The following is a 26,290-nucleotide window of genomic DNA, read 5'->3' on the forward strand; positions in this document are numbered from 1 at the left end:
TAGAACCTAGTCATTACGACTACACCAAAGCAAGAACCGAAACCTCTTCCCCTAAAAGCAAACCAATATCATTTGCGCGCCCCCCGTGCTTTTGCTTTAATCGCGACCCATTCCTATTTAGACCGATAAAGGTCGCTTTGGACGCCCGTTCTGATGACCGTCGCCGATGCCTCGCTCGTGCACAATCTCTACCTCAGCCATCATCGCTGGCTGCACGAGCTATTGCGTCGACGCCTGAGTAACGCGATGGATGCCGCCGACCTCGCCCACGACACCTTTATCCGCGTGCTCAAGCGCCCGCAAACCTTCAATGGCGAAGTCCACGAGCGCTCCCATCTGGCAACCATAGCCCGGGGGTTGTGCGTCGATCACTGGCGCCGCCGGCAACTGGAACAGACCTGGCTCGACACCCTCGCCAGCCGCCCGCCGGCCTTGCAGCCTTCGCTCGAGCAGCAGGCGATCATCGTCGAAACCCTGCACGAAGTGGACGCCATGCTCCAGCGCCTGCCGCAGCGGGTCAGCGCGGCGTTCATCCTCGCGCAGCTGCATGGCATGCCGTACAAGCTGATCGCCGAACAGATCGGCGTCAGCGAGCGGATGATCAAGAAGTACCTGGCGCAGGCGATGATGCATTGCGCGATCCTCGAAGCTGAACTCGACGGCCTGATGATTGAGTGACCCATGAGCAAACTCAGCCACGCCAGCCTCGAGCAGGCCGCCAACTGGTACGTGCAGTTACATGACGAACAGGTCGCCGAGCCTGAACGTTTGCGCTGGCAGGCGTGGCTGGCGCAAAGCCCCGAGCATCAGGCGGCGTGGCGCTATGTCGAACGGGTCGGCCAGCGTTTCGCGCCATTGCAGAGCGAAAGCGAAGCCGTCAGCCAGACCCTGCGCAACAACGCGCGCAGTTCGATCAGCCGCCGTCAGTCGCTCAAGGGTTTGCTGATTCTCGCGGCCACCGGACTGGCGGGCTGGGCAGTCGGGCGTAACACGCCGCTGCTGGACTCGATCGATCGCTTGAGCGCCGATCTCTCCACAGACACCGGGGAAACCCGCGAGGCCACGTTAAGCGACGGCAGTCGAGTCTGGCTCAACGCCTTGAGCGCCTTGAATGTGCGTTTCGATGGCCGCCAGCGCTTGCTGCAACTGCGCGCCGGCGAAGTGCTGATCGACACCGCGAAAGACCTCGGCCGAACCTTTTGGGTCGAGACCGAACAGGGCCGGATGCGTGCGCTGGGTACGCGTTTCAGCGTGCGCCAAAATGATCGCAGTACGGTGCTGAATGTCTACGAGGGCGCAGTTGAAGTCACTAACCACCAGGGCGAAAGCCAAGTGGTGCAGGCCGGTCAGCAACTGGTATTCAGCACCGGCCGGTTGTACACCGCGTCTGCAGCGGATCCCGCGCGCGAAGCCTGGCGCCGGGGCTTGTTGCTGGCCGATAACGTGCCGTTGGGCGAGCTGATCGAAGAGCTCGATCGCTATCGGCCGGGGCATCTGCATTGTGATCCTGCGGTGGCAAGCCTGCCGGTGATGGGCTCGTTCCCGCTCAAGGACACCGATCAAGCCTTGCGCCTGCTGGAAGCGGCGCTGCCGATCCGCGTCGACAAAACCTTCAACTGGTGGGTCAGCGTCGGGCCGAAAGCCTGAGAAATTTATCCCATCGCGGTTCCCTTTTGGCTGGCTCATTCGGTTGACCCTCAGTAGCTCTCAATTCGTTAACCGCCCCCCCGGGAACTCCATGTTGCGCTCCGCCCTCCTCCATTGTCGTTTTGCCTTGGCCCTGGCATCTGCCGTGCCGGGGTTGTGCGCATCGATGGCGCTGGCAGATGCGCAGAAGCAGCATTATTCAGTGGCGCCTGGCCCATTGGTTACCGTGCTCAACCGCTTCGCCGAACAGAGTGGTGTGTTTATCGCCGGGCACAATGATTTGGCCGCAGACAAACGCAGTGCTGGTTTGAGCGGTGATTACACCGCGCAACAGGCCCTGCAAATTCTCCTTGAGGGCAGCGGCCTACAAGCCCAGCGACAGAGTGGCGGCGGCTACGTTTTGCGAAGCACTGCCAGTGAAGAAGCGCTGCAACTGGACGCCACCACCATCAGCGGCAAACGCCTCGGCGCGATCACCGAAGACACTCACGCCTACACCACCGGCGTCAGCGCCACTGCCACCGGCCTGGCGCTGTCCCTGCGCGACACCCCGCAATCGGTCACGGTGATCACCCGCCAGCAACTCGACGATCAGGGCGCCAACGGCATCGCCGACGTGTTGCGCCGCGCGCCAGGCATCAGCGTGCAGAACTACGACAGCGAGCGCTGGGAGTTTTCCAGCCGTGGCGCGCCGATCACCAATTTCCAGTACGACGGGGTCAACACTGACTACGACGGCGTCTACGATTACGGCACAACCAGCACCGACATGGCGACCTTCGACCGCGTCGAAATCATCAAGGGCGCCACGGGATTGATGACCGGTTCGGGCGACCCCTCGGCCACCGTCAACTTGATCCGCAAACGCCCTACGCCCGCGTTCAAAGCCGCACTCAGCGGCAGCGTCGTTTCCTGGGACCACTACCGCAGCGAAGTCGACCTCTCCGGGCCGCTGAACAACAACCTGCGCGCCCGCTTCGTCGGTGTCCATCAAGAGCGCGGCGCCTACGCCGATCACTACAACAACGGCAAGGACATCGCCTACGCCATCGTCGAAGCCGACCTGACTCCGGACACCTTGCTGACCTTCGGTTTCGACCAGCAGAACACCCGCTCCCGCGGTGCCACCTGGACCGGTTTCCCGATGTTCTACAGCGACGGGTCGCGGACGAATTTCTCCCGTTCATTCAACCCCGCCACCGACTGGAGCCGCCGCGACTTCGTCAATCAGACGCTGTTCGCTGCCCTCACCCGGCAACTGCAGAATGACTGGACGTTGAAGCTCGGTTACGACCGCAAACACCGCGAGCACGACACCCTGCTCGGCTCGGCCAGCGGCGGCAATCCGGACCCGCTGAGCGGCGATGGCATGTTTCTGTACATGGGCAAATTCAAGGGCGATGAGGTGCAGGACAACGTCGATCTCAACCTCGGCGGGCCGTTCAACCTGTTCGGTCGCGAGCATCAATTACTTGTCGGTTTCGTGTCGATGAACACGCGCCAGGACAACCCGGTCTACGGCTCGGTATACCCGCCGCTGAACGGCAGTATTTTCGACTGGCGTGGCGAGTATCCCAAACCTGACATCCCGCAGATCGGCACGGACGCCATCGTCCAGCGCCAGACCGGCGCGTACTTTTCGACGCGCCTGAAGGCTACTGACGATCTGGCACTGATCCTCGGCGGGCGGGTCAGTGATTTCACCGCCAGCGACCACCTTGACTACCGCGATCCGGCCACAGCGGATGTCCGCGACGGCTACCGCCAGACCGGCGTGGTCACGCCGTACGCCGGCGCAGTCTATGACCTCGATGACACCTACTCGCTGTACACCAGTTACACGCGCATCTATCAACCGCAGCTCAGCAAAGACGCTTCGCGCCAAGTGCTCGACCCGGTGCAAGGCGAAAGCTACGAAGCCGGCATCAAGGCCGAGTATTTCGACGATCGGCTCAATGCCAGTTTTGCCGTGTTCCGCATCGAGCAGGACAACGTCGCCGAACAGGTCAGCGGCTTCGACAACGAGGCCGTTTACCGTGCGGTGCAAGGCGCCACCACCAAAGGCTTCGAATTCGAACTGGCCGGCGAAGTCGCCGACGGCTGGAATCTCTCCGCCGGCTACGCCTACAACCACACCCGCGATGCCCACGGCAACCCGGTGTACGCTTCGATCCTGCAAACCACCGCGCCGGAGCAATTGGTCCGGCTATTCAGCAGTTATCGACTGCCCGGAGCCTGGCAAAACCTGACGCTGGGCGGCGGCGTCAGTTGGCAGAGTGAGTTTTTCGGCAACGTGTACCAGCCCGGCGCCAATCAGAACGTGCGCATCACTCAGGACAGTTACTACCTGGTCGATGCGATGGCCCGCTATCGCTTCAACAACCACCTGAGCACCACGCTCAACATCAAAAACCTGTTCGACAAGACCTACTACACCGGCCTGGGCAATTTCGGCACCGGTTTCTACGGCGAACCGCGCAGTCTGCAACTGACCGCGCGCTGGGATTTCTGACGCCCGGCAACTTGTCGATCTACGGCGCCCGCAATCGACCAAGGACTGACTACGCTGTAAATCCTGCGTGTCTAACCTGCCGAGGACGACTGCCATGCAACGCTTTCAAAAACTCACCCCCTGCCTGTGGTTCGACGATCAGGCCGAAGCCGCCGCGAAGTTCTACTGCTCGATCTTCGATCACTCGAAAATCACCGGTCTGACCCACTACAGCAAGGTCGGCCAGGAATTTCACGGCAAGCCGGAAGGTGCGGTGATGACCGTCAGTTTCGAACTCGATGGCCACACCTTCACCGGGCTCAACGGTGGGCCGATGTTCAAGTTCAGCGAGGCGATTTCGTTTCAGGTCAATTGCCAGAATCAGGAAGAAGTCGACCATTTCTGGGGCAAACTGTCCGAGGGTGGTCCCGTCGAAGCCCAGCAATGCGGCTGGCTCAAGGACAAATTCGGCGTGTCGTGGCAGATCGTGCCGGTGGCGTTCATGCACATGATGCAGGATGCCGACACGAACAAGTCACAACGGGCGATGCAGGCCATGTTCCAGATGAAAAAGCTCGATATCGCCGAACTCGAACGGGCCTTTGCCGGCCAGAGCTAATACACTGGCGCCCTGGCCTGCCGGGAATAACAACGATGAAAAACGCTGCCGCCAAAAACCCTGAAAAAGCCCCGCGCTTCTGGCGCGACGCGGCGCTGCCATTCATTGAAGCGCGGGCCATCGCCGATGGCCGCGAGGTCTGCTACGCCCGGCATTCCCACGCACATTTCTCCATCGGCGCGATCACTACCGGGCGCAGTACCTATGTGCATGAGCAGGCGCAGTTCGAAGTCGCGGCGGGCACCGTGGTGCTGATGAATCCCGGCGATGTGCATGCGTGCAATCCGATCGATGATCAGCCGTGGTCGTATGTGATGCTGTATGTCGAGACACCGTGGCTGACGGATCTGCAGCATCAACTGGGCTTTGCCAGTGATCTTGAGTTTCGGCGTTTTTCCAGCACACACCTTGATGACGCAACGCTGTTCAACGACCTGAACGGGCTTTATCAAACGTTGGTCGACGAACAACAGGATGTGCTGCGCAAGCAAAGCGCTGCGGTGGAGTTTTTCAGTGATCTGCAACTGCTGTTGAACCCCGCCGGCCCCTCGCTGCGCGAGCCCAATTTCAAACTGGAACGCGCTGCCGAATTCATCCGCGAGCACTGCACCGAGGTGCTGAACCTGGACGACATCTGCGCCGCCGCGCAGCTGTCACCGTCGTACCTGATCCGCGCTTTCAAGCAGCATTACGGCATGACGCCCCACGCGTTTGTGGTCAACCAGCGCATCCAGTTCGCCCGCGAACGCTTGCGCGGCGGGCAGTTGATTGCCGATGTGGCGCTGGAGGCCGGGTTTGCCGATCAGGCGCATTTTCAACGAGCGTTCAAACAGCATCTGGCGGCGACGCCAGGGCAGTATCGGGGCTGACAAATCATTGCTATTAGGCAGCGTTGTCCGCTTGGAACTAACAGAAAAAACTTCTTTAACTCGTGAAACTAAAGAAATCAAAGCCAACCCAATCAACGACGGGAGCTGTCAACACAATTTTCCTTATATCAATACCTGCAAATTCAAAATACTTCGGTTCAATGATAGGCTCGACCACTAATAGCTTGCGATCCAATAGAGTGCCTTTGGAGTCATAGAAGTCGAGTGCCACTGCTTCATTGATCCAGAAATACCAGAAACTGACCTTCTCACAACTTCTCAACAGCTCTAGCTCTACGGTTTGTCTGCCGCTCGTTTCGAATCCGAGATGCAGTACATTTCGTTCACGTATTCCCGGTATGTCGGGGTGTGATGACATGCCAGACGGTGCAACGGCCAGACGCCCTTCCCCTGAGAGAAATCTGATCGTCATCACCGGCGTAAGAATCGCGCCCCCAACCGTAACCTCCTGACGAGGTAACGAATCGAAGTTTTCAGTAATGATCGTTGGCGTCTTGCCACTAACACTCGCTTCTGCCGCACGAGAAACTGCAATAACCTCGCCTCCTTGGAGCTGTTCATAAATCACCGTCACCCTACTGTCGGCAATGACCATGGCATTTTCGATGCGCCACGAAAACTGTGCCGGAACCTGAGTGATCTCCAGCGTTTCCTCATGAGACGCGACCTCTTTACCCCCCAGTTCAGCAGTGAACTTCAAGCGGATCCGGTCTTTGACACTCCAGTATTCCCGGATCAGATGCACCACGGCCCATAACGGACCGCCGTTCATCTTTGTCAGATCGACGTAGTTGGGGTCATCGTTGTTCTCGTCCAGATTTTCCTTAAGAATCGCCTGTTCAAGCAGCCGCTGGCTGGCATGGATGTCCATGAACGTCGTCGCGGACAAATTGCTATTGCCCAGTTGATCGACGACCCGGGCGCTGACCGGCATTTGTGGGTTGTCGCCGATCTGCTGGAAATCTGCAGCCGTCAGTGTCCATGCGAGCGGCTTGGTCACATCCGTGACAGTGATCGAGCGGCTCCAGGTTCCGACAGTCAACGTGACTTCGTCATAGAGCCGGGTGAAGCTGACTGCGGCCGTGATCTCCACCCCTGCTGCCGCTTCTGTCGGCCCCACATTCGCGGGATGGCTGACAGTCATGCCGCCCGGCGCGGGATAGCCAGGTGCCGGGTTGTGATAGAGCAAATCCAGTACCGGTTCGGAGCATTCGAAATTGCCTCCAAGACGATCCACCCGGTAAAACGCCTTATTGATGCCGTCATTCAGCAACCCTGGCGGCAAGAACAGCGCAATGCGTTTGTTTTCCTCCCCTGGCTGGATAATTTTGATGACGGATGTCCCTTTGCCGTTGATCCACAACTCAACGGTATCGTACGCAGCCATCGGCGCCGATAGCGTCGTCAACGGATCGATCACCGTAAACAAGCCGTCAGGCGCCTGATAGATCGACTGGGGGATGCCGCCATGGGCAATGCCGGCCGGGCGTACAGAGGGTCGCCATCCCGGGATGAGCATCGGATACAGCTGAAAAGCACTTTCCAATTCTGTCGACTGAATATCCATCTCACTCTCCCGAGACGCAAAACCTGATTGGTTGAGGCGTCATTACACAGAGAAGGGAAAGAACCGGCTACTGTCAGAAATTACAGGTAGGCAGGGTTTTCTGACGAACGGTCAGGGCCGGGAAAGCCGCGAACTTGTGAGCTTTCCCGGCCGCTACGGCAACAGCAGGTAAATCGCACTCACCGCCAACAACCCCGCCATCATCCTGTTGAACACGCGCATCCCCACTGGATTGCCCAGGTAACCGCGCAAGAACGTACCGGCATAGACCCAGCAGCCGACCGACAGATAACAGATCACCAGATACACCGCCGCAAACTGCCAGACCAGCCGCGCCTCGCCATCGGCGACAAACGCGCCCATCCCGGCGACGCAGGCCAGCCAGGCTTTCGGGTTGAGCCACTGCATCACCGCGCCATAGAGCATTGACGGCGCACGGGCCGAATCGCCGCTGTTCAACTGCCCGTCATCGCTGGCCAGTTTCCACGCCATGAACAGCAGAAACGCCACGCCAGCCAGTTGCACCACCCGGGTCATGAATGGCCAGAGTTTCAGCACCTCGTGCAAACCCAACCCCATCAACACCAGCAACAGCACAAACCCCAGCGTCGCTCCGGCAACATGCCTTTGACTGGCGCGAAAGCCGAACTGCGCACCGGAACTCAACGCGACAATATTCACCGGCCCCGGCGTGATCGACGCCGCCAGCGCAAACGCCGCCATCGAAACAATCAGACTCATCGCACACCTGCTTCAAATCGAGGAACAAGGTGCACACGGTATCGAGCGCCCGATCCTCGGTATTGAAGAAAATGCCCCTGTGATCCTGATCGTTCCCACGTTCTGCGTGGGAAGGTAGCCCGGGACGCTCCGCGTTCCTTCCAGAGCCGAACGCAGAGCGTCCGTTGAGGCATTCCTTTGCTGCGCGTGGGAACGATCAACAGAATGCCCCTGACGCTCCCACACAAGAATCGATGCTCAGTCCAGGCGCGGCACGGTGAAGCGGAACTCGCTGCCCTGCCCCGGTTCGCTCTCGGCGACGATCCGCCCGCCGTGGGCTTCGACGATGCCTTGGGTGATGTACAAACCGAGGCCGGTGCCGGTCGGGTTGCCCTCTTTCACCGTCCAGTAACGGTCGAACACGTGCGGCAGATGCTCCTTGGGAATGCCTTCACCGCTGTCGCGCACGGTGAAGACGATTTCATCGCCGACGGAAGTAGCATGCACGCCCACCGTGCCCAGCCGCGGCGTGAACTTGATGGCATTGCCGACCAGATTCGACAGCACCTGGAACAGCCGCTCCGGGTCGGCGTGGATACGCAGATCAGGATCGGCGTCGAAGGAAATGCTGATGTCCTTGTCCAGTGCCAGCGGCGCGAGCAGCGCCTGCGCCTCCTCGAACATCTGCCCGACGTCGAGTTTCTGCGGGGTGATGGAGTAGCGCCCGGCATCGATTTTCGAGGTATCGAGCAGGTCTTCCAACAGCGTGTTCATGCGTCCGGCGGCCTGTTGCATGGTGTCGATGGCCGTGGAGATCCGGCGCGAAGTGTGCGGGCCGTCGGAGCTGAAGGCCTTCTGCATCATGCCGCAGAGCATCGAGATCACGGTCATCGGGTTACGCAGATCGTGCGACACCACCGCCACCAGCTCATCGCGGGCGCGCACGGCTTCCTGCTCGCGGCGCACCTGCCGGGCCAGATCGTTTTCCAGCGCCGAACGCCGCAGATCATTGGCGGCGAACAGATCGCCGTGGCTCCACTTGGTGGAGATCCCGGCCATCTCGACCTTCCAGATTTCGAACGAAGTGCGCGGGCGCAAACGCAGGCCGGCGTCGGAGTTTTCCAGGTCCAGCGGCTTGCGCGGATCGCCGCTCCAATTGATGTTTTCCCTGACCTCGGGACGGAACCAGAACACGCCGTTGTCCACCGGTTTCGGCAGGCTCATGGCGAGCACGCCGCTGGCCACCTGCTGATACTGCGCAGCCGGCGGGTAGACGCTGGCCAGGTGATGACTGGCAAACACCGCCTCGCCGCGGTCCTGCAACCACTTGTGCAAGGCGCGAATGTCTTCCGGCTCCGGGCAGTTGCCGTAGCGGTGCAGTTGTTTGTCTTCGATGATCGCGATACCGCCGGCATTGGTCAGCGCCATCAAGGTCTGCGGCTGATTGGCCAGACCGTCGAAGACGTTCTGCGGCGAGTCGATCATCGCTTGATTGAGCAGCGCCAACGCCTCGACTTTTTCTTCGCGCTGACGGCTGATCTCCAGCGCTTCCATGGCACTGATCTGCAGCGACAGCACCTGGCCGATGGTCTGACAGGCCGCACGCAACTCGTGCGGCACATGCAGCGGCTGGCGATTGCCGCAACTGATCAAGCCCCAGAGCTTGTCGCCCTTGAGCAGGGAAATGCTCATCGACGACAGCACGCCCATGTTCTTCATGTACTGGCAGTGGATCGGCGACACGCTGCGCAGCGTGGCAAAACTCAGGTCCAGTGGCGTATTGGTGTCCGGGCGCAACTTCGGCACCAGCGGCACCGGCTGGTAGTCGGCATTGGGGATGATCCGCAACCAATTGGTGCGATACAGCTCGCGCGCCTGCTCGGGAATGTCCGACGCCGGGAAAAACAGGCCATTGAACACTTCCATCGACGGGTCAGAGGCTTCGGCGATGACCTGACCGTGGCCCTCCTCCTCGAAACGATAGATCAGCACCCGGTCGTAACCGGTCATGGCCTGGATTTCCTTGACGCTGATGTCGTACAGCGCCTGCAACGTGGTGGCCGCTTGCAGACGCTGGAGCATGCGCCCCAGATGGGTCTGATTGCCGGCGACGTTGCGCGGCTGGAAGTTTTCGACGTGGATTTCCAGTTCGAGGATCAGCACGCCCTGATGGCGATGCAGCAAGCCCTCGAACGCGGTGCCGTTGAGGCGCAAGCGCAGCGGCTGCAAGTCGGACAGCGACGGTTGCAGCAAGGCTTCGCGCACTTGCGCCGCTTCGGCATCGCCAATCAGGCCTTCCAGCGGCTGCCCGATCAGGCTTTGCGGCGCGCGGCCCAGCAGGGTTTCGACGTTGGCGCTGACCTGAATGATCACCAACTCAGGCTCGCTCAGGGTCAGCAACAAACCGTGGGGCTGGATCGCGCCGGGGAAACGAATCGGCTCGTCGGCACAGTTGGCCAGCAGTTCTTCAAAGGCTTCTTTATCTTGCGGGTTCATGCCAGTACCTCCCGGCTTTCGAGCCAGCGCTCGAAACAGCTGAATGTGGTTTGTGCTGCCGTGACGACAGCGGCGCGCTCGGTGGCGCTCATTGGCCGACCGCCGAGGTATTCGATGAAGTCACGCCAGCGCCGACCCGTGGCGGCGCCGTAGATATCGAGAAAAGCCGCGCCGTTATCGGCTTCCAGGCCTAACCGGGCGGAGATTTCCCGGCGCAGAATCTGCCCGCCGAGCGTCGCGCCTTCGAGGACGTAGAGCACGCCAAGGCAGGCGGCGCTTGAATCGATCACTGGCAGGCGAGCGCACATCGGCAGGTTATCCAGCACTTGCGGGGTCACGCCCAGCGCTTGCAGGTCGCGGCGTAACGTCGGGGTCTTGAGGCGAGGCGTCAGGTCGAAATCGTCGGGGACTGAACCGCTGCGCTGCAATGCGTCTTCCAGCGGCGCATAGAAACCGTAATAGGCCTGCATCAGGCGCTCAAAAGCGTGTGTATCAAGGGTATCGGAGAAGAACGGAAGGCGTTTTTCCAGTGCGATGTGCAGCTCGGCAGTGCCGGCCCGCAGATCTTGCAGCACCGGTGGCACATAAACTTCACGGGCCTTTGCTTGCATGTAGATCGCTCTTGGTGGGGCCGCCTGGGGCCATTCGGGGTGTGTTAAATGTCGGGTGAAATCTTACACGGCAAAACGACATTTCTGACCGCATGGATCATTTTTTCTGAAGAAACCCTCGCCCTCAGATTTTTCAGAGTTCCCTCGCGCACGAAAAGTTCGCCGCGATTTCACAATGCCATCCCGGCCGCTGTACCGCGACAGCTCCGCGTGACTGTATGGGTCGGCTGAGACGATGGCTGTGATAAAAATATTGTTCCCGTCACCGGAGCCCGTGCCATGGATCTTGCCACCCTTTCGCTGTTTCTCCCGGCCTGTTTCGCCCTGAACATGGCCCCCGGGCCGAACAATCTGCTGTCGGTGAGCAACGCTACGCGTTATGGCTTTCGGCGCGCCTGCACGGCGGGTATCGGGCGGATTCTGGCATTCGCCGGGATGATCGCTCTCGCCGGCGCGGGATTGTCGGTGGTGTTGCAGACCTCGGAATGGTTGTTCCACGCGATCAAGATCGTCGGCGCGGCGTATCTGTTGTATCTGGCCTGGCAGTTGTGGCGAACCAATCCTGAGGCCGAGCAACTGAAAACCGGCACGGCGGTCGGCTTCTTCGCGTTGGCGCGGCAGGAGTTTCTGGTGGCGGCGGGCAATCCAAAGGCCATTCTGCTGTTTACCGCATTCCTGCCGCAGTTCGTCGACCCGGCGCGCCCGGTGCCGGCGCAATTTGCCGTGCTCGGCGTGCTGTTTCTGCTGCTGGAATGGATCGCCATCAGCGCCTACGCGTGGATGGGCCTGCACATGCGCCGCTGGTTCGCCGAGCCGCGCGGCAAACGGATCTTCAATCGTTGCTGCGCGGGCCTGCTGTCGGCGGCCGCTTCGGTGCTGTTGATGGCGAAACGCGCTTAAGCCTCGGACGGACCTTTGAGTTCGACCTGATTGCCGTCCGGGTCAAAGCAGTACAGCGACAACCCTTTGCCTTCAGCGCCGAATCGTGACTCGGCTTTTGCCACGCTCAGGCCGAACGTTTGCAGATGTTCAATCAGCGCCGCTTCATCGAACGGTTCGATGCGCAGGCAGAAGTGATCGACATTACGCTGCTCGCTGCCGGCCGCCCCGCCGCCCTTGCGACCGAGCTCGCCTTGCAGGTCGACGAGGTCGATCATCGACGTACCGGCGCGCAGGTGTATCAGGCCCAGCGGTTCGTTGCGCTTGACCACTTCGGCGCCGAACACCTGTCCGTAAAAATCGATGCTGCGTTGCAGATCGGCGACGCGCAGGACGATGTGATCGATATGTTGAATGGAAAATGGATGCATAAGCCCGGCACCTCGAAAACTTGTTAGCTACCCGTGGGCGGCGATTTTTTTGGGACGCGGAGCGTCCCGGGCGGCATTCCCACGCAGAGCGTGGGAACGATCTGGCAACTCGGTCATTGTGGTGCAGAATCGAAAAAATTCACTGTCGATTTTTCGGTGGAGCCATCGACAATCTGGTTTTACTCTCAGCCCATGAACATACATACCGCTGTCCTGCCGCCCCACGCCGAAATGGTTCGCGCCATGCTCGAACGCGACACTGCCTACGAAGGCGTGTTCTTCACGGCGGTGAAAACCACCGGGATCTTCTGCCGCCCCAGTTGTACGGCGCGCAAGCCGAAACCGGAGAACGTCGAGTTCTTCGCCCATGCCGATGATTGCCTGTCGGCGGGCTATCGCGCCTGCCTGCGCTGCAAACCACTGGACGCGGCGGCCATCGCGCCGGACTGGGTGCAGCGTTTGCTCAAAGCCGTGGAGACCGACCCGGAGATGCGCTGGAGCGATGCGCAACTGCTCGCCGAAGGTATCGAGCCGCTGAAGCTGCGGCGCTGGTTCAAGCAACATTTCGGCATGACCTTCCACGCCTGGTTGCGCACGCGCCGGCTGGGCATGGCGCTGGGCGGGATCAAGCAAGGCACCTCTATTGACCACGCCGCGTTTGATTCGGGTTATGAATCGCTCAGCGGCTTTCGTGATGCGTTCCAGAAGTCCTTCCACATCACCCCGGGCCGTGCCCAACACAGCGAGCCGCTGCTGTTCACCCGGCTGACCACCCCGCTGGGGCCGATGATAGCCATGGCCGAACGCCGTGGACTGGTGTTGCTGGAATTCCTCGATCGCCCGGCGCTGACCCGCGAAGTCGAGGAGTTGCAGAATCGCTACGGCTACGCGGTCGCGCCGGGACACAACGCGCATTTGCAGCAGATCGAGCAGCAACTGGCGGCGTATTTCGCCGGCAAACTCAATGCATTCAGCGTACCGCTGCACTTGCCCGGCAGCGAGTTCGCCCGGCAGGTCTGGTCGGCGCTGCTGCAAATCCCTTACGGCCACACCAGCACCTACGGCGCCATCGCCGCCGGTCTGGGCAAGCCCGGCGCCAGTCGTGCGGTCGGCCTGGCCAACGGGCACAATCGGCTGTCGATTGTGGTGCCCTGCCATCGGGTGATCGGCGCGGATGGCTCGCTGACCGGCTATGGTGGTGGACAACCGCGCAAGGCGTTTCTGCTGCGGCTGGAAAATGCCGCCGTGCAGCTCACGCAATCCCTGGCATTCTGACCCGCCGAATCAACTGACAAGAAGGATTTTTGATGAACGCGCTCGCTACGCAGTTTCACCAGTTGCACCAGCAAGGCTTGTTGATTCTGACCAACGTCGCCGACGCCACCGGTGCGCGGCTGGTCGAGCACCTGGGCGGTAAAGCGGTGGCCACCAGCAGCGCCGCAGTGGCCTGGGCTCACGGCTCCCCGGACGGCAACACCCTGCCTCTTGAACGTCTGGTGTCGACGGTGGAAGCCATCGCCCGGGTGACCAGTATTCCATTGACCGTGGATGTCGAGGCCGGCTATTCCGATGACCTCGGGCGGATTGCTGAGGTGCTGGATGCGGTGATCGCGGCGGGTGCCGTAGGCATCAATATCGAGGACGGTTCTGCGGATCCGCAGTTGCTCGCGCGCAAGATCGAAGTGGCACGTCAGGTGGCCAACAAGCGCGAGGTGCAGCTGTTCATCAATGCGCGCACCGATGTCTATCTGAAAAGCCTTGTGCCGGCCGAGGATCGCGTCGCCGAAACCCTGCACCGCGCGGCGCTCTATCAAGCGGCCGGAGCGGATGGTTTGTTCGCGGCGGGCGTCACGTCGGCCTATGAAATCGAGGCAATCTGCAAAGGCACGGCGCTGCCGGTCAATGTCCTTGGTTTCGCCTGCCTGCCTTCACCGGAAGAACTGCAAGCGCTGGGCGTGCGGCGCTTGAGCGCGGGTTCCGGCATCGCCGAATTCCTCTATGGCGCCATGGGCGGGCTGGTGAAAAGCTTTCTGGCCAGCGGCAAACTCGATACCCATGACCTCAAGGCCTTCACCTACGGCGAAGTCAACGGCTTGCTGAAATAACATGGCCGACGCTTATGAAGCGGCCAGCGAGTTTCTGGCCGCGCTCGATCCGCACTGGCAGCGCCATATCGCAGCGGTCGGCCCGTGCCTGCATCAACCGCATCCGGCGCGTGATCCGTACGAGTCGCTGGTGCGGGCGATTGCTTATCAGCAACTGCATGCCAAGGCCGGGGATGCGATTGTCGGGCGGTTGGTGGGGTTGTTTCCTGGGCAGTCGTTTCCGCGTCCCGAGCAGATCCTTGCAACGGATTTTGATCGAATGCGCAGTTGCGGGTTTTCTGCGGGCAAGATTGCGACGATCCAGGGAATTGCCCAGGCGGCGCTGGATGGCGTGGTGCCGGATTACGCCACAGCGTTGGCGATGGACGATGAGGCCTTGATCGAACGTTTGGTCAGTTTGCGCGGGGTGGGTCGCTGGACGGTCGAAATGTTGCTGATTTACAGCCTGGAACGCATGGATATTTTGCCGGCGGACGACTTTGGAGTGCGTGAGGGTTATCGGCGGTTGAAGGGGTTGGAGGTGCAGCCGACGCGTAAGCAGATGGTTGAGATCGGGTTGGCGTGGCGGCCGTATCGGACGGTGGCGGCGTGGTATTTGTGGCGGGTGCCTAAACCGCTGCCCTCACCCTAGCCCTCTCCCAGAGGGAGAGGGGACTGATTGGGGGATATTGAAGATTTACACCGACTTGAAATAGCGACTGTGAATCCATGATCGCCAAGACTTTCTGAAACCCATAAGCGACTGCCCTCACCCTAGCCCTCTCTCAAAGGGAGAGGGAACTGATTGGGGAGATTGGAGATTTACACCGAATTGAAATAGCGTCTGTGAATCCAAGATCGCCAAGACTTCTCAAACCCATAATCGACTCGGTTTTTCAGGTCGATGTTTAACGCAAGACACCTCGGTCGGCTCGCTCTCCCTCAGGGAGAGGGCTGGGGTGAGGGTCAGCTTTTCACAGCCCGGACTTCAACCGACTGAACGCCCTGATCAACGCCCGATTGAACGCCTTGCCATTGTCATTCTTGCTATACAGCGAAGCCCGCACCTGCTCAGGCGGATACGTCCCCGGATCATTGCGAATCGCTGCCTCCACCAAGCCATCCGCCGCCGTGATCGCATTGGCGTAATGAATGGTGTCGGTGATCGGCGCAATCACCTGCGGCGTCATCAAATAATCCATCAACGCCAACCCCGCTTGGGGATGCGGCGCGTCCTTGGGCACGACCATGGCATCGAACCAGATCAACGTGCCCTCTTTCGGAATCCGGTAACTCAACTTGAACGGCTTATGTGCCGCTTCCGCCTGCCCCGCCGCGATGGCGACGTTGCCGTTCCACGACATCGCCACGCAGGTATTGCCGTTGGCCAGATCGCTGATGTTCAGGTCATTGTCGAAGTAACGAATGTACGGCCGGATCTTCGCCAATTGCTGCTCGGCGAGTTTCAAGTCATCGAGATTTTGCCGATTGATGTCCAGTCCCATGTACTTCATGACAGCGGCGAATACTTCGTTGGGATCGTTGAGCAGACTCACCCCGCAATCGGCGAATCTGGACACCACCGCCGGATCAAACAACATCGCCCAACTGTCCGTCGGCGCCTCGGCTAACCGCTGCTTGATCGCCTCCTCCTGATAGCCGACGCCGGTGGTGCCCCAAGCGTAAATCCCGGCGTAACGATTGCCCGGATCGAACACTGCCATGTGCTGGCGGAACTCCTCGCCAACCCCGGCAAAATGCGGTAGCCGGGCCTTGTCCAGCGGCTGAATCGCGCCGCTCTCGATGGCGCGCGACAGGTGCTGTCCGGCGGTCAACACCAGGTCGTAGCCGCTGCGCCCGGTGAGCAATTTGGTCTCGACGGTTTCCAGCGAATCGAAGTGATCGGCGACCACATGAATGCCGGTCTGCGCCTCGAAATTCTTCAGGGTATCCGGCGCCAGGTACTCGCCCCAGATGTACAGATTAACCACCGGTCTGGCCGTGTCGGCAGCCTGCACACACAAGGATGCAAGCACCAGCAATAACGCTTGAGTCAGTTTGTGCAGGCGCATGGTCAGGCTCCTTTTTTCGAGCCGGCGTATTGCGGCATGGTGATACACGCGACGTTGCCGCCACCGAGGAGGATTTCCCGGGAGTTTTCAATGCCGACGATTTTGTGCTGCGGGAACAGTTCGGCCAGCGTCGCCATCGCGACTTTGTCGTTGCGATCCCCGAACAGCGGAACCACGATCGAGTTGTTGCCGGCGTAGTAGTTGATGTACGACGCGCAGATTTTCGTGCCGGCCTGACGGGTGTGGGTGCTGTCCTGCTGATCGAGGCCGTCGGCTTCTTCGGCGGTCCACTCAAGCACGTCCGGTTGCGGCAGTTTGTGCACGATCAACTCGCGGCCACGGCTGTCGCGGGTGCTGCGCAAGATGTCGTAAGCCTCCTGATAGATTTCCCACTGCGGATCGTCACGGTTGTCGGTCCATTGCAGCACCACTTCACCGGGACGCACGAAACAGGCGAGATCGTCGACATGGCCGTCGGTTTCGTCGAACTTGCAGCCGCGTGGCAGCCAGATGACTTGCTCGGCGCCGAGATAATCGGTCAGGCGCCGGGTGACTTCGTCCTTGCCCAGATGCTGATTGCGATTGCGGTTGAGCAGGCATTGTTCGGTGGTGAGGATGCTGCCCTCGCCGTCGCTCTGGATGCCGCCCAGCTCGGCGATCAGCGGCGCGCGGTAGCGGTCGAAACGCTCGATCTCGAGGATCTTGCTGGCGATCTGATCATCCTTGTCCCACGGATAATAGAGACCACCGTCGAGCCCGCCATAGGCGTTGAACTCGAAGTCGACGCCGCGCACTTCACCGCTCTGATCGTTGACCACGAAGCATGGGCCGCTGTCGCGGAACCAAGTGTCGTTGCAGGTCATCTCGACCACACGCACTTGCGGCGGCAACTGCCGGCGCGCCGTGGCGAATTGCGCGGCGGAGGCACAGACGGTGACCGGTTCACTGTGGGAGATGGCGGTGACGATCTGCACCCAGACCTTCTGCGCCGGTTTCGCGCCGTTGCGCCAGACATCGGTGCGCTCCGGCCAGCCGAGCCAGCAGCCGGACTTGGCTTCGAATTCGCCGGGCAGACGGAAGCCGTCCTGTTTGGGGGTGGAGTCGAGCAAACGTGCCATGGTCAAACCTCGTCTTCGCGATGGGATTGGAATGACCACAGGCTAAGGGCGCACGCAGCACGCCCGCCAACGATGAATATTACGGAACAGTTGAATTCAACTCATCAATCGGCCAGTTGATCGTTGAACCATTCGAGCATCTGCGCCACCGCCGGGCGCTCCAGCCGCAGCCGTTCGCAGACCAGTGCGTACTGGCCGAGCGCGGTCATGCTGGAGGCGAAGGGCCGCACCAGCCGACCACTCTGTAAATCCTCCTGCGCGGTGAGGTTGTCGCCCATCGCAACGCCCTGCCCCTGCGCCGCGGCTTCCAGCGCCAGACCGGCGTGGGCGAAATACAACTGACGCTGCGGGCGTTGATCACCGGCATGGCTGGTCAGCCAGGCGGTCCAGGTCTTGCCGTCCTGATCGTCGTGCAGCAGGCAGTGGCGGGCCAGATCCTTCGGGGTTTTCAAGGTGCCCTGGTTGAACAAGCCCGGGCTGCACACCGGAAAGAACTGCAAGGCTGGCAGCGGCCGCACGAAGTAGGCGCTACTGTCCACCGGGCCGGTGCCGTAGGTGATCGCCAGGTCGATGTCTTCGCCCGGTGCACTGGCGTCAATCGGTTGTTCGTAAAGGTGCAAGGTGATGTGCGGATAGCGCGCATAGAAGTCGGTGAGGCGACTCATCAACCACTTCTGCGCAAGTTCGGCGGTGACGGCCAGCCTGAGCACGGCCAGCGAGGACGGATCGCGCAACTCATCGCAGGCATCGCCGATCAGTTCGAAGGCCTGTTGCAGACTCTGCATCAGACGCCCGGCGGCGATGGTCGGACGGATCTGCCGGCCTTCGCGGATGAACAACGGCACGCCGAGTTGCTCTTCGAGCTGGCGGATCTGATGGCTGACGGCGCTGTCGGTGACGCACAGTTCGGCGGCTGCCCGACCGAAATGCGCATGGCGAGCGGCGCATTCGAAGGTGCGCAGGGCGGCCAGTGAGGGAAGTCGTCGCATGGGAGGTGGTCCGTTTTTTGTGGGTCATGCTGACTGGGCTGTGGGTCTGCGTCCAGCCCCATTACCCTCACCCCAGCCCTCTCCCAAAGGGAGAGGGAGCCGATCGGGGGATATTGAGGATTTACGCCGACCTGAACGTGCTTGGGTGAATCCATAATCGACTCGGGTTTCCAGGTCGATGGATGACGCAAGACAACTCGGTCAGTCCCCTCTCCCTCTGGGAGAGGGTTAGGGTGAGGGGCCTTTGACTGTATCGCACTGTATACCCCGAAGCCGCAGACACACCAAAAGCACAATCCCCCACCCCGCCGACACACACCCGATACACCCCAGCGCTGAAATGCCCCGGTCGATTTCACTCAATTCATCGGAGCTGCACCATGACCACCACCCTTTCAACCGCCGTCAAAGCCCTGCACCTGAACCTCGACCGCGCCGGCACCTGGCTGGCCCCACTGACGCTGCGCCTGTTCATCGCCTGGGAATTCTTCGAATCCGGGCTGGAGAAATTCAACGGGCAGAACTGGTTCGAAGACATTCAGGACAAATTCCCCTTCCCGTTCGATCACCTGCCGGCAACGCTGAACTGGGAGCTGTCGATGTGGGCCGAACTGATCTGCGCCCTGGCGATTCTGCTGGGCTTCGGCACGCGCGTCTCGGCGATTTCGCTGATGGTGGTAACGGTCGTGGCCACCGCCGCCGTGCACTGGCCTGCCGATTGGTCGTCACTGAGTGAGCTGGCGCAGGGTTATGCGATCACCAACAAAGGTTTCGGCAACTTCAAGCTGCCGGCGATTTACCTGGCCGCACTGCTGCCGCTGATATTCACCGGGGCTGGCAAGTTGAGTGTCGATGCAGGGCTGGCGCGGGTGTTCTGGAACACCCGCACCCGCTGAGGTTCAATGCGCCCGATCAAGCCCGGCGAGCAAGGCGTTGTCACGGCTGTAGATGTCCGGCGCGTAACGCACGCGCCCGTTGTGGTCGACCTGTGCCGTCCAGTAAGTCATCAGGATCGGCACTGGCGCCGACAGGCGAAATTCGTGAGTGGTGCCGGTGGCCAGCAAGGTCTCGGTGCGGGCCTTCTCTGCCGGAGTGAGCAGCAAGTCGCGCAGTTGCATCGGATGCTCGACCCGTACGCAGCCGGAACTGAACGCGCGCGGGCCTTTCTCGAACAGCGCCTTGCTCGGCGTGTCGTGCAGGTACACCGAGAACGGATTGGGGAAGCGGATGACCATTTGCCCCAACGGATTGCGCGGTCCGGCGTCCTGACGCAGAAGAATGTTGCCGGGGTTGTCCCAATCGATGTCCGCTGCCGCCAGCGGCTGACCGTTGGCATCGAGTACTTGCAGATTCTGCCGACTGAGGAAGGTCTGGTCCTTGCGGATTTCCGGCAGTTTGTCTTCTTTCCAGATGGTCGGCGGCACGGTCCAGGTCGGGTTCAGGGTCAGGCGTGTCACCCGGGATTTGAGCAACGGCGTCTGGCGCTCGGCACGGCCCACCTGAGTGCGTGTTTGCCACACGGCGACACCGCCCTGGTACAGCGTCAGTTCGGCAGCGGCGACGTTGACCAGCAAGCCATCGGGTTCCAGGTCCTGGGCCATCCAGCGGAAGCGTTCGAGGTTGACCCGCAACTGTTCGCGGCGGGTCAGCGGGCTGATGTTGAGTTCGGCAATCGTCCCCGGCCCGACCACACCGTCGGCCTGCAACGAATGGTTGGCCTGAAAACGCTTCACCGCGTCGACCAGCACACCCTCGTAAGCATTGCCCGGCGTGCCGATGGCATGGGCCAGATAGCCTTCGTTGTAGAGCCGCTGAGCCAGTTCCGGCACGCGTTTGTCTTCCATGGCCGGGCGCAGCAACGGCCCGTTGCCCACTGATTGCCATTGCGGCAAGGCTTTGAGCCGTTGCGCCGCATAGAGCTGACGCAGGTCCTGATATTGCGCCAGACGCGGACGCGCCAGATCGAACGCGGCAGGAATGTCGTGCAGACCCGGAACGGCGATGGCCAACAATTCCGCCTGACGGTCACGCGGGGAGTCGTCGGCGTGCCACAACGGTTCGAAGTGCGATTGCAGCAGGCGACCGTAATGCAGGTCCTGCAGGGCCTGGAGGTAGTTGCGACTGATGTCGATGTCGGCACACAACTCGCCGTCCTGCGGCGCGACAGTCGCGATCGGATAACGTTTTGGATTGAGGCCATCATCGGCCAACAGCTGCAATTGCGCCTGCAAAGCCGGCAAACGTACCGATTCGCTGGCCCACACCGGCATCCAGTCCTGCTGCTGATAGAAGGCCTGCAATTGCGTCAACGCCGGGCCGTTGAGGTGCGCGGCAATCGCCGGACACGATTGCGCCAGACTGATCAACACCGCCTGCAACGGACTTTGCGGCTCGACCGGCAATTCGGCCGGTGGCGTTGGCAATGTCTCCAGCGGCGGCAGCGGCTCATCGGCACACGCGACAAACGGCGCAGCGAGCAAACAAATGCTCAAGTAGCATGCGTACTTTTTGAACAACTGCTTTACTCCAATCCATGGCCGTCTTGATGATGGCCAACCTTACATCAGGTGCGCTGAACAGTCAGGCTCGATCGACGGGCTTGCGGGTATTGACTGGGAGTCAGGAGCCAAAGTGCCAAATATGTAGCAAGTGAGGACACTTTATAAAATGTTGACGTTTTTGCGCCGACTTCTGTTGACCACCGCGACCCTTGTCGTGGTGTCCAGTCCAGTTTTTGCCGCCGGCAAACCATCGCCGGTTCTCTTCACCAGCCTCGCGCACGCCGCGCCAGAACTCAATCCCCAGGCGCTGAAAGGCGCTTTGAACGCCATGCAATGCGCGGTCAACAACGGTGCGAAACCGTCCCGCCACCTGGCGATCATCGACTATTCGCAACCGTCGACCGAACGCCGACTGTGGATCTTCGACCTCAGTAAAAAGAAGTTGGTGCTGCGCGATCTGGTCGCCCACGGCTCCAATTCCGGAGAAAACTTCGCCACGCAGTTTTCCAATGTCGAAGGCAGCTATCAGTCCAGCCTTGGCCTGTTCCGCACCCAGGAAAGCTACGAAGGCACCCACGGTTATTCGCTGCGCATGGACGGTCTGGAGCCGGGCTTCAATGACATGGCCCGTGATCGCGCGATCGTCATTCACGCCGCCAGTTATGTGAACCCGTTGTGGAGCAAGAAACAGGGGCGCATCGGCCGCAGCCAGGGTTGCCCGGCGGTACGGCCGCAGATCGCCAAACAGGTGATCGACCGGTTGAAGAATGGCCAGTTCATGTTTTCGTGGTACCCGGATCAGCGCTGGTTGAAGTCCTCGCCCTACCTGAACTGCCAGCCGCAGCAGGTGGCGAGCATCCTCAACACGCACGCGAGCTGACAAACACCCGACAACCCCTGTGGGAGCGAGCCTGCTCGCGAAAGCGGTGTGTCATCACTGGAGATGCTGGCATTGCCGGCCCCTTCGCGAGCAAGCTCGCTCCCACATTTGATCGCGGTTCGGCCGAAGATTTACTGATCAACCCGATCCCTGTGGGAGCGAGCTTGCTCGCGAAAGCGGTGTGTCAGTCTCTGGAGATATTGGCTGTGCCGGCCTCTTCGCGAGCAGGCGAAGGCCTACAGTTGAATTGCGCTCGGCTGATGATCAGGGCTATCAACATCAATGCTGAGGCGACGCCAAAAGTGATGTGCAATCCGCGGGCTATGGCCATTGCCGGCGCCTGCGTCGGATCCCCCGCCGCCAGCGCGAACACCGCCCCCATCACCGCCGCACCAGTAATCAAGCCGAGGTTGCGCGCCAGTCCGAGCATCGCCGAGACCACGCCGCGTTGATCCTGACGAACACCGGCCATCAATCCGGTATTGTTGGCCGCCTGAAACAACGCATAACTGATGGCGACCACGGTGATCGGCAACAAATACCCAAGTAGCCCCAGACTCATCGGCAACAGTGCCAACAAACCACAACCGCAGGCCATGGCGAACAATGCCCCCGGCACGATCCGCCGCGCACCGAAGCGATCCACCAGACGTCCCGCCGGCACACCGCCAAACGCAGATAACAACGGCCCAACCGATAACGCCAGGCCGACCACGGCACTGCTTAGACCCAACCCACGACTCAGGTAAAACGGTCCCACCACCAGCGTGGTCATCATCACCGTTGTCACCAGCAAGGTCAGCGCCAGGCTGCTGCTCAAGCGCCGCTCAGCGAACAGTGACAAACGAATCAGCGGCGCCTTGGCCTTCTTCTCGATCAGGAAGAACAACCCCGCGCCGCCCAGGCTGGCCAGCAGTAACGGCAACATGAAACCTTCAAGTGTCATTGCCAGCGCATAGGCCGCCAGCGTGAACACCAGCGCCGCGCTGCCAGAGTAATCGAAGGCCACACGCGGTCCCGCTGCCCGATCCGCCGGCAGAAAGCGATACACCAGCCAGGCATTGAGCAACCCCAACGGCACGTTGAGCAGGAAAATCGCCTGCCAGCCGACATGCGCCATCAACAGCCCACCCAGCGACGGTCCGAGGGTGGTGCCGGTGGCTGACATCGTCGCCAGCAACCCCATCGCACTGCCCGCCCGCGCCTTCGGCACTGCATCGGCCACCAGTGCCACCGTCAAGGCGAACATGATCGCTGCGCCAACGCCTTGCACCGCCCGAGCGCCAATCAGCCAAGCCAGTCCCGGTGCCAGCGCGCAGGCCAGCGAAGCGCTGGTGAAAATGCCGATCCCGATCAACAGCAATCGCCGCCGACCGAAACCATCGCCCAGACGCCCCACGCTGACAATCAATGTGGTGATCGCCAGCAAGTAAGCGAGCACGATCCATTGCACCTGTTGAAACGTCGCCTCGAACGCCGTCGCCAGAATCGGCAAGCCTGCATTAGCAATGCTGGTGTCCAGCGACGGCATCAACATCGACAGGGCCAGACTGGTCAGTGCCCAGCGGGCGGGAGTGCTCAAGGGTTCTCGGGGCATGGGAGGCTCGCAGCGCAAAGGTGATCTGGCATAGCCTGAGCCTCGACAACACCCGGCGCAAGACGCATGCTTTGCACTCGATACCTGCATGGGACGCCATGTCATGACTACGCCGGACCTGAACCTGCTGATCACCCTCGACGTCTTGCTGCGCGAAGGCAGCGTCGCCCGCGCCGCCAAATGTCTGGGGCTGAGCCCATCGGCCATGAGCCGCGCCCTCGCCCGTCTGCGCGAAACCACGGGCGATCCGTTGCTGGTGCGCGCGGGGCGAGGTCTGGTGCCGACGCCCCGCGCACTGGAATTGCGCGAACGGGTCAGTCATCTGGTGCAGGAAGCCGAGGCGGTTTTGCGCCCCGCCGAAGTGCTCGACCCGCGCCGGTTGCAACGCACCTTCACCCTGCGCAACACCGACGGCTTTGTCGAAACCTTTGCCGCCACCCTGCTCGCGCGCATCGCCGAAGAAGCACCCGGCGTGCGCCTGCGTTTTGTGCAGAAAGCCGACAAGGACAGCACGCCGCTGCGCGAAGGTCGTGTCGATCTGGAAACCGGCGTGGTCGACGACAGCACCGACCCGACGCTGCACAGCCGCATCCTGTTTCAGGATCAATGGATCGGTGTAGTGCGTGAGGGACATCCGTTGAGCGCGGGGAAAATCACTGGCAAGCGCTTTGCCGGCGGCCAGCACATTCTTATCTCAAGACGCGGGCGCAGCAGCGGCCCGGTCGACGAAGCGTTACTCGCGTGCGGACTGACGCGGGACATCGTTACCTCATTCGGTGGGTTCTCGGCGGCGCTGACGCTGGTGCGTGAATCAGACCTGATCGCCACGGTCCCGCAGCGCCATACCAGCAAACTGCGCACGGGCCTGCACAGTTTCGCCCTGCCCTTCGTAATGCCGGACATCAGCGTGTCGATGCTCTGGCACCCGCGCATGGACGCTGACCCGGCGCATCGCTGGTTGCGCGAGTGTGTCCGGCAGGTCTGCGCTTAACGCGCGTCGCCACCGGCCGGTTTGTAGAAGAGGAATTTCCCGGTTTCGGCAGTCTTGCGGTACTCCTTGGCCCAGCTCGGATGCACGTTGCGGTCATGGAAATACAGGGCGCCGTTGGTGCGATCCTTGAGTTGGCGGTTCAGCGCTTTGCCGGCGATTTGCTTGGCCAGCGCGTATTCGGCGTCTTCCTTGACCTGATCCGGCTTGCCATCGCACCACCAGGAAAACTGGCAACTCTTGGTTTCCGAACCTTGTTTGACGACAGCGCACACCGTGTCGGGAAACCCTTCGTGGCCCAGGCGATTCATGACCACACTGGCCACGGCTTCCATTTCCGGGGTGTCCCTGCCCTTGGCTTCCCAATAGATACTGCGCGCAAGGCAGGTGATCGGATCGTCCAGCGGCGCAGCGCCGGCCGGGTCGACCGCTTGCGCTTCAGTCGGGGTAATGGCTTCGGATTTCGGCGCCGGTGCAGCGCTCACCTTGTCTGCCGCTTTCTCCTCCAGCACTTGGGCTTTCTCTTCAGCCTGCGCTTTGATCGGGGCCTGTTCGGTGGCCCAGGCTGAGCCTGCCAACAGGGTGAATAAGAGACAACCCGCCCAGCCTTTCAATCCCATGTCTGTTCTTCCGGCAGCGCCCGATGCGGGCAAGGTGTTACGTCGGGGAGACACCCGGTTTCCGGGGCCTTCGGAGAGTGTAGACGGCAAATCCAGAGGCAAAGTTGCGCAGAAAAACGGCTGGATGAAGAAAAAAGACATTGCACTCACCGGGGGCGTTTCGCGCATCATAGGCGCATTCAGCTCAAGGGAGATTTCCATGCGCTTCATGCCATCCGTTTTGCGTCTTGCCGCGTTGTCCGTGGGCGTTGTGTTTGCCATCCCGGCGCTGGCCGGCGATGAGTCGCAATTGATCGAATCGATCAACAGCTACCGCAGCCAACCACAGCGTTGCGGTTCGCAGGCATCGAATGAACTGCCACCGCTGTCGGCGGATCCACGGCTGAGATTACGCGCCAGCGGTGCGGTCGACCTGCAGCAAGCCATGGCCAGCGCCAGTTATCCGATGGTCAATGTGCAGGCGATCACGCTCAACGGCCCGCGTGATGCAGCGTCGGCGATGCAGGCGATTCAGGAGAGTTTCTGTCAGGTGGTGCTCGATCCGCAGTTTGTCGACGTCGGTGTCAGCCGCGACGACCGCGACTGGCGCATCGTGCTGGCGCGGCCGCTGCTGTCGGCCAAATTGGGCGATGCGCAAAGTGAAGGACAGAAATTGCTGAGTGAACTGAACGTCGCTCGCAGTCAGGCACGTCAGTGTGGTGGTCAGGCTTTTGCCGCTGCCGCACCGCTGGCCTGGAACGCGGCGCTGGGCACGATCGCCCAGGATCACAGCCGCGACATGGCCAACAACAATTACTTCGACCACAAGGACCGCGACGGCCGCACCCCGGGCGATCGCGCTGAACTCGCCGGTTACAGCGGGCAACAGGTCGGCGAAAACATCGCCGCCGGGCAAGACACCGTGCACAAAGTCGTCGAAGGCTGGCTCGCCAGCCCCGGCCACTGCGCCAACCTGATGAACCCGCAATACCAGGAACTCGGCGCCGCCTACGCCACCGACCCGAAAAGCAGCGCGGGGATCTACTGGACCGCGATGTTCGGCGCGCAGTAAACCGCTCTCAAGTTCATCACCCTCCCACAGGGTTCGGCG

Annotated in this window: 24 protein-coding genes; 13 read left to right on the top strand and 11 right to left on the bottom strand. The window is 61.1% G+C overall.

The annotated features are described in order from the left end of the window. Positions 1-153: 153 nt before the first annotated feature. The 5 genes from P3G59_RS17300 (at position 154) to P3G59_RS17320 (ending at position 5,626) form a co-directional block, all read left to right on the top strand. Positions 154-678 (top strand): sigma-70 family RNA polymerase sigma factor, encoded by a 525-nt coding sequence (locus P3G59_RS17300; protein WP_277758239.1) that lies wholly within the window; start codon positions 154-156, stop codon positions 676-678. A gap of 3 nt (positions 679-681) precedes the next feature. Then, positions 682-1,647 carry a FecR domain-containing protein gene (locus P3G59_RS17305; RefSeq protein WP_277758240.1) on the top strand — a complete coding sequence of 322 codons (966 nt, stop codon included), beginning with the start codon at positions 682-684 and terminating at the stop codon, positions 1,645-1,647. Positions 1,648-1,738: 91 nt separating this feature from the next. Next, on the top strand, positions 1,739-4,159 hold the full coding sequence (locus tag P3G59_RS17310; protein WP_277758241.1) for a TonB-dependent receptor: 2,421 nt from the start codon (positions 1,739-1,741) through the stop codon (positions 4,157-4,159). A 94-nt stretch (positions 4,160-4,253) separates the two neighbouring features. Next, a complete protein-coding gene (locus P3G59_RS17315; RefSeq protein ID WP_277758242.1) occupies positions 4,254-4,757 on the top strand; it encodes a VOC family protein in 504 nt (167 codons plus the stop codon). A 35-nt stretch (positions 4,758-4,792) separates the two neighbouring features. After that, complete coding sequence (locus P3G59_RS17320) at positions 4,793-5,626, top strand: AraC family transcriptional regulator (protein WP_277758243.1); 834 nt, start codon at positions 4,793-4,795, stop codon at positions 5,624-5,626. A 55-nt stretch (positions 5,627-5,681) separates the two neighbouring features. Here P3G59_RS17320 and P3G59_RS17325 read toward each other — a convergent pair whose 3' ends face one another. From P3G59_RS17325 to P3G59_RS17340, 4 genes are all read right to left on the bottom strand, one after another. Then, positions 5,682-7,214, bottom strand: a complete 1,533-nt coding sequence (locus P3G59_RS17325) for a hypothetical protein (RefSeq protein WP_277758244.1) — start codon at positions 7,212-7,214, stop codon at positions 5,682-5,684. Positions 7,215-7,367: 153 nt separating this feature from the next. Continuing rightward, the gene (locus P3G59_RS17330; protein WP_277758245.1) at positions 7,368-7,955 is read right to left on the bottom strand and encodes a LysE family translocator; all 588 of its coding nucleotides are present in this window, start codon (positions 7,953-7,955) and stop codon (positions 7,368-7,370) included. Positions 7,956-8,192: 237 nt separating this feature from the next. Continuing rightward, positions 8,193-10,430 carry an ATP-binding protein gene (locus tag P3G59_RS17335; RefSeq protein WP_277758246.1) on the bottom strand — a complete coding sequence of 746 codons (2,238 nt, stop codon included), beginning with the start codon at positions 10,428-10,430 and terminating at the stop codon, positions 8,193-8,195. After that, on the bottom strand, positions 10,427-11,041 hold the full coding sequence (locus P3G59_RS17340; protein ID WP_277758247.1) for a biliverdin-producing heme oxygenase: 615 nt from the start codon (positions 11,039-11,041) through the stop codon (positions 10,427-10,429). Before P3G59_RS17340 ends, P3G59_RS17335 begins: the two co-directional genes overlap by 4 nt. Before the next feature lie 279 nt (positions 11,042-11,320). Here P3G59_RS17340 and P3G59_RS17345 point away from each other — a divergent pair, with 279 nt between their 5' ends. After that, positions 11,321-11,941: a LysE family translocator gene (locus P3G59_RS17345; RefSeq protein ID WP_277758248.1), complete on the top strand. Its 621-nt coding sequence runs from the start codon at positions 11,321-11,323 to the stop codon at positions 11,939-11,941. On the opposite strand, the gene P3G59_RS17350 is transcribed toward P3G59_RS17345, so the two are convergent. Beyond that, the gene (locus P3G59_RS17350; RefSeq protein WP_277758249.1) at positions 11,938-12,351 is read right to left on the bottom strand and encodes a VOC family protein; all 414 of its coding nucleotides are present in this window, start codon (positions 12,349-12,351) and stop codon (positions 11,938-11,940) included. The genes P3G59_RS17345 and P3G59_RS17350 overlap by 4 nt on opposite strands. Before the next feature lie 192 nt (positions 12,352-12,543). On the opposite strand from P3G59_RS17350, the gene P3G59_RS17355 reads away from it, so the two are divergent. The 3 genes from P3G59_RS17355 to P3G59_RS17365 are packed head-to-tail and all read left to right on the top strand — an operon-like array spanning position 12,544 to position 15,087. Continuing rightward, positions 12,544-13,626 carry a trifunctional transcriptional activator/DNA repair protein Ada/methylated-DNA--[protein]-cysteine S-methyltransferase gene (locus P3G59_RS17355; protein ID WP_277758250.1) on the top strand — a complete coding sequence of 361 codons (1,083 nt, stop codon included), beginning with the start codon at positions 12,544-12,546 and terminating at the stop codon, positions 13,624-13,626. Between the two features lie 32 nt (positions 13,627-13,658). After that, positions 13,659-14,456 carry an isocitrate lyase/phosphoenolpyruvate mutase family protein gene (locus tag P3G59_RS17360; protein WP_277758251.1) on the top strand — a complete coding sequence of 266 codons (798 nt, stop codon included), beginning with the start codon at positions 13,659-13,661 and terminating at the stop codon, positions 14,454-14,456. Position 14,457: 1 nt separating this feature from the next. Beyond that, positions 14,458-15,087, top strand: coding sequence for a DNA-3-methyladenine glycosylase (locus P3G59_RS17365; RefSeq protein ID WP_277758252.1), 630 nt, complete (start codon positions 14,458-14,460; stop codon positions 15,085-15,087). A gap of 322 nt (positions 15,088-15,409) precedes the next feature. Here P3G59_RS17365 and P3G59_RS17370 read toward each other — a convergent pair whose 3' ends face one another. The 3 genes from P3G59_RS17370 to P3G59_RS17380 form a co-directional block, all read right to left on the bottom strand. Next, on the bottom strand, positions 15,410-16,507 hold the full coding sequence (locus P3G59_RS17370; RefSeq protein ID WP_277758253.1) for an extracellular solute-binding protein: 1,098 nt from the start codon (positions 16,505-16,507) through the stop codon (positions 15,410-15,412). Between the two features lie 2 nt (positions 16,508-16,509). Further along, on the bottom strand, positions 16,510-17,625 hold the full coding sequence (gene aguA, locus P3G59_RS17375) for an agmatine deiminase (protein WP_277758254.1): 1,116 nt from the start codon (positions 17,623-17,625) through the stop codon (positions 16,510-16,512). A gap of 104 nt (positions 17,626-17,729) precedes the next feature. Further along, positions 17,730-18,614 (bottom strand): LysR substrate-binding domain-containing protein, encoded by an 885-nt coding sequence (locus P3G59_RS17380; RefSeq protein WP_277758255.1) that lies wholly within the window; start codon positions 18,612-18,614, stop codon positions 17,730-17,732. Positions 18,615-18,994: 380 nt separating this feature from the next. On the opposite strand from P3G59_RS17380, the gene P3G59_RS17385 reads away from it, so the two are divergent. Beyond that, positions 18,995-19,510 carry a DoxX family protein gene (locus P3G59_RS17385; protein ID WP_277758256.1) on the top strand — a complete coding sequence of 172 codons (516 nt, stop codon included), beginning with the start codon at positions 18,995-18,997 and terminating at the stop codon, positions 19,508-19,510. Between the two features lie 3 nt (positions 19,511-19,513). On the opposite strand, the gene P3G59_RS17390 is transcribed toward P3G59_RS17385, so the two are convergent. Further along, complete coding sequence (locus P3G59_RS17390) at positions 19,514-21,130, bottom strand: L,D-transpeptidase family protein (RefSeq protein ID WP_277758257.1); 1,617 nt, start codon at positions 21,128-21,130, stop codon at positions 19,514-19,516. 151 nt (positions 21,131-21,281) lie between these two features. Here P3G59_RS17390 and P3G59_RS17395 point away from each other — a divergent pair, with 151 nt between their 5' ends. Next, positions 21,282-21,995, top strand: a complete 714-nt coding sequence (locus P3G59_RS17395; protein ID WP_034155569.1) for a murein L,D-transpeptidase catalytic domain family protein — start codon at positions 21,282-21,284, stop codon at positions 21,993-21,995. 184 nt (positions 21,996-22,179) lie between these two features. On the opposite strand, the gene P3G59_RS17400 is transcribed toward P3G59_RS17395, so the two are convergent. Next, the gene (locus P3G59_RS17400) at positions 22,180-23,592 is read right to left on the bottom strand and encodes an MFS transporter (RefSeq protein ID WP_277758258.1); all 1,413 of its coding nucleotides are present in this window, start codon (positions 23,590-23,592) and stop codon (positions 22,180-22,182) included. Between the two features lie 103 nt (positions 23,593-23,695). Between P3G59_RS17400 and P3G59_RS17405 the strand changes: the two genes are divergently transcribed. Further along, the gene (locus P3G59_RS17405) at positions 23,696-24,583 is read left to right on the top strand and encodes a LysR family transcriptional regulator (RefSeq protein WP_277758259.1); all 888 of its coding nucleotides are present in this window, start codon (positions 23,696-23,698) and stop codon (positions 24,581-24,583) included. Here P3G59_RS17405 and P3G59_RS17410 read toward each other — a convergent pair. Next, positions 24,580-25,200 (bottom strand): cell wall hydrolase, encoded by a 621-nt coding sequence (locus P3G59_RS17410; protein WP_277758260.1) that lies wholly within the window; start codon positions 25,198-25,200, stop codon positions 24,580-24,582. The genes P3G59_RS17405 and P3G59_RS17410 overlap by 4 nt on opposite strands. Positions 25,201-25,399: 199 nt before the next feature. Here P3G59_RS17410 and P3G59_RS17415 point away from each other — a divergent pair, with 199 nt between their 5' ends. Then, positions 25,400-26,251 (top strand): CAP domain-containing protein, encoded by an 852-nt coding sequence (locus P3G59_RS17415; protein ID WP_277758261.1) that lies wholly within the window; start codon positions 25,400-25,402, stop codon positions 26,249-26,251. Positions 26,252-26,290: the final 39 nt, after the last annotated feature.

Origin of the sequence: Pseudomonas sp. A34-9 (genome assembly GCF_029543085.1) — a bacterium.
Lineage (GTDB): Bacteria > Pseudomonadota > Gammaproteobacteria > Pseudomonadales > Pseudomonadaceae > Aquipseudomonas.